This is a genomic window from uncultured Tyzzerella sp. (assembly GCF_963558545.1).
GTDB lineage: Bacteria > Bacillota > Clostridia > Lachnospirales > CAG-274 > Tyzzerella.
In genome coordinates, this window is sequence record NZ_CAUWHO010000092.1 from 1 (window position 1) to 3587 (window position 3587).

4 protein-coding genes are annotated in these 3587 nt (G+C 19.8%); all 4 read right to left on the bottom strand.

Annotation, left to right across the window (positions count from 1 at the left end; all coding sequences use genetic code 11):
- Nucleotides 1–557 precede the first annotated feature (557 nt).
- Entirely contained in the window at nt 558–1292 is a 735-nt protein-coding gene (locus R5Z65_RS09670) for a LytTR family DNA-binding domain-containing protein (protein ID WP_317368794.1), read from the bottom strand.
- A gap of 332 nt (nt 1293–1624) precedes the next feature.
- Complete coding sequence (locus tag R5Z65_RS10285; RefSeq protein WP_369124042.1) at nt 1625–1759, bottom strand: IS3 family transposase; 135 nt, start codon at nt 1757–1759, stop codon at nt 1625–1627.
- A gap of 253 nt (nt 1760–2012) precedes the next feature.
- Nucleotides 2013–3215, bottom strand: coding sequence for an ISL3 family transposase (locus R5Z65_RS09675; RefSeq protein WP_317368796.1), 1203 nt, complete (start codon nt 3213–3215; stop codon nt 2013–2015).
- Between the two features lie 44 nt (nt 3216–3259).
- Complete coding sequence (locus tag R5Z65_RS09680) at nt 3260–3433, bottom strand: hypothetical protein (protein WP_317368798.1); 174 nt, start codon at nt 3431–3433, stop codon at nt 3260–3262.
- Nucleotides 3434–3587: the final 154 nt, after the last annotated feature.

The window sequence follows — 3587 nt, forward strand, 5'->3', positions numbered from 1 at the left end:
GTTATTATAATTAATTTAATACTAATTTGTTTATCATAAAAAAATATTAAAATTAAAACTATACTTATTAATGGTATTATAATTAATGTTATCCAAAAAACTATTGGCAATTCTATATTAAATTTCATATTTTTTAAAATTCTTATTGTCTTTAATAATATATAACATGCTATGAGTTGTAATATCCAACCCAATATAGAGCCATAATTAACCATATTACTTATATTCAAAAATGTATCATTGATAAAAATTGTTATTATAGTATCTAAAAATGCAAGAATTAGTAATATATATACACTTAATAATATTTTATTTCTTATTGTAGTTTTATAATTAAATTGTACTAAAAATATCATTAAAGCATTTGAAAATAAAATTATTATTGGTATAGGAAATAATATGTATATTAGTGTAGATACAAAAAAATAAATTATGTATGAGAATATTTCTATATTTTTGTTAATTACTATATTTTTGAAAATTGTCATTATAGCATTTCTTATAATTAATATATTAATTATGTTATATACTATGTAAAATATATAATAATTCATATTCTAATAATACCTTTCGTCTAACAAATCAAAATAAGTTCCCTTTATGCTATTTATTCTGTTTTTACTCAATGGTAACACATCATTATTAATTAATATCATTTCTAATTCAACAGGTTTAAAAACTGTTATATTATGAAAATTGACTAATATAGATTTACTTATCTTTATAAAGTTATTTTTCTTAACAATTTCTTCTATATTATTTAAAGTTTCTCTAAAAATATATGTATTATCAATAGTAACAATTTTTATATTTTTTGATAGTTTTACTGATTCAAAGTATAATATATTTTTATATCTTATTCTAAAAGTATCATATTTTACCTTAAATACAAATTCATTTTCTTGTAAATCTATATCATTTAGAATGTCTTTTACAACTTCTATTATTTTATTTTTATTTAATGGCTTTATCAAAAAATTAGTTGGTTTTAAATCAAATAAATCCATAGCATATTTGTTAAAAGATGAAATATAAATTATTTTACTATATTTATTATTTAATTTTTTTCTTATATATTTACCAACATCAACTCCTGTTAAATTGCCTATTTCTATATCTAAAAATATAATATCATAAATATTTTCATTTTTTAAGTATTTTATAAACTCTTGTCCATTATAAAAAACATCTACATTAAATTTTAAGTGATATTTTTTTAAATATTCTATTAAAATATTTTCAAGTTTAACGCAAATATTATTATCATCATCTAAAATGGCTATATTTATCATATAATATACCTCCAAATATTATATCAGTATATAAAATAATTTTTTAACAATTATCTGTATAGTATTATATAATATTATATTTTAAGTTTCAATATTTTAATATTTATAAATACTTTATTATATTTTAAATTACCATTTTATTATCTTTAATATCCTTTATCTTGATTTTTAAGATAACACTCTTTTCTTCCATCTTTTGATAATTCTCATTTCACAATGTTATAATTTTTTCTTTCATTTTCTTGTTTAGAATAAAAAGGCTTATTAAATTAAATATACTTTTTGGAATAGCAACCTAAAATTATACAAAAATAAATGGGACAAACTTAGGTTTAAGCAATATTTTTATTTAAAAATTGAATTGGATATAAACTCCCTAAAGAATTATGTATTCTAAAATTATTATACCAATTCACATAATCTAAAAATTTTAATTCTAATTCTTCAATATTTTGGTTGTTTGTCAATAGTTGGGGTGAATTTTTTTAAATTAGTCGATATTGACAAATAAATTTTTATTAATTATTTTTTCATTGTTAAATTTTACTAATAAATCTATTGTAATTCTTTACTCATTAGATTTATTAGTATTTTTTATTTATTTATATATTATCATATAAATATTAATTTACGTCAACAAACACACAAATAAAGCTAATTTCACTTCATTTTTTGAAATTAACTTATAGTATTGTTTATATAATTTTAATAAGCATTATATTAGCTTGTATAAATTTTTTCTTCCTTTTTATATGCAAATATGTGTAATATTCTATTTCTAAACCTTATAAAATTCCTATAACCATAAGCATTGCGTTTTAATACTTTTATTTTATTGTTGCAACCTTCAATAAAACCATTAGTATATGGTACTCTAAAAGAATTTAATATACCATCACTCCATTTAATCATTGTATTAGCACAGTTTACAAATGGCTTCAAACCACTTATTTGAGCGTTTAGTATCCATTTAGATAATAGATTTTTAGCTTCATCTCTATTTTTAAAGTCCATTAATTTCAAAAAATCTTCTTTTAAATTATGAGCTATTAGTATATTTCTCGATTTATAAAGCATATAATTTACTTCCACTTTTTCTTCTTCTGTTAAAAAATCAAATCTTTTAGTTAATAAACTTTTTGATTTTTTAAAATATCTTCTATATTCTTTATAAAACTTCTTCTGTTCTTCCTTTCTTACATTTTCAAAAGCCCATATACATTGTCTTGTCCAATGATACTTATCTACAATAAATGTTGCATTTTTAAAAAATGTTTCTCCTAAATCTTTGTATGGTCGCCACATATCACTAACAAAGTATTTTACACTTTTTCTTTTTTGATTTTTTACATAATCAACTAAATCTGCAAATTTTCTGCTAGGTAAAATATCTAATACTTTTTTTGTTTTTGGGTCTGCAATAATACAATTATATTTTTCTCCACCTGTATTTCCCTTAAATTCATCAATAGAAAAAACTTCTACATCTATTAAATCTGCTTTAGGATAATTAAGTCTGTCAAATGCTCTAATAATTGTATTTGTAGATAACCCTAACTCTCTACCTACACTTGTAAAAGAATGTGTTGTTCTTAACATCTCGAGTATTTTAAAAAATAGTCTTTTGGTCATTCTTTGCCTTTTATTTAAAAATATATTTTCTTCTTGGAATACTTTACCACACTTACATTTATATCTTCTCTTTTTCAATATAATATATGTTTTTTTACCTAAAATATCCAAATCTCTAAGTTTTTGATTGTAATAATCGTGTACTCTAGTTACTTTATTTTTGCATTTAGGACAAATATGTTCTTTTTGTTCTAGTTTTAAGTATATTTGTATTTGTTCTTCATCATTTAATACATTTTCTATTATCACATCATCTAATTCTATAAAGTTTTTTATAATATCATAATCCATAATATACTTTTCTCCATACTACATTTAGCCTGAAAATATTTTTGTTACTCTGTTTTTAATATATCTAATGCTTTTTCTAAAAATTTTGAATAACTCAATTGATTTTTCTTGCAAAATTCGGTAATGTTATTATACAATTCTGGTTTTAATCTAGCAGTGAATTGTTTATAAGTTTTATTGTTATATTTATTTTTTCTAGCTGTAGCTTTACTTCCCATATTATCTCTCCTTTTAATTAATTATTTTATAATTACATATATAATAACATAGTGCTTGCACTATGTAAAGTTGTTTTATATTTTGTATTAAAAAAAGGGCAATTTGCCCTTTAATATTACACAAAACATAAACTAAGTATAGTTTGGCTCATAA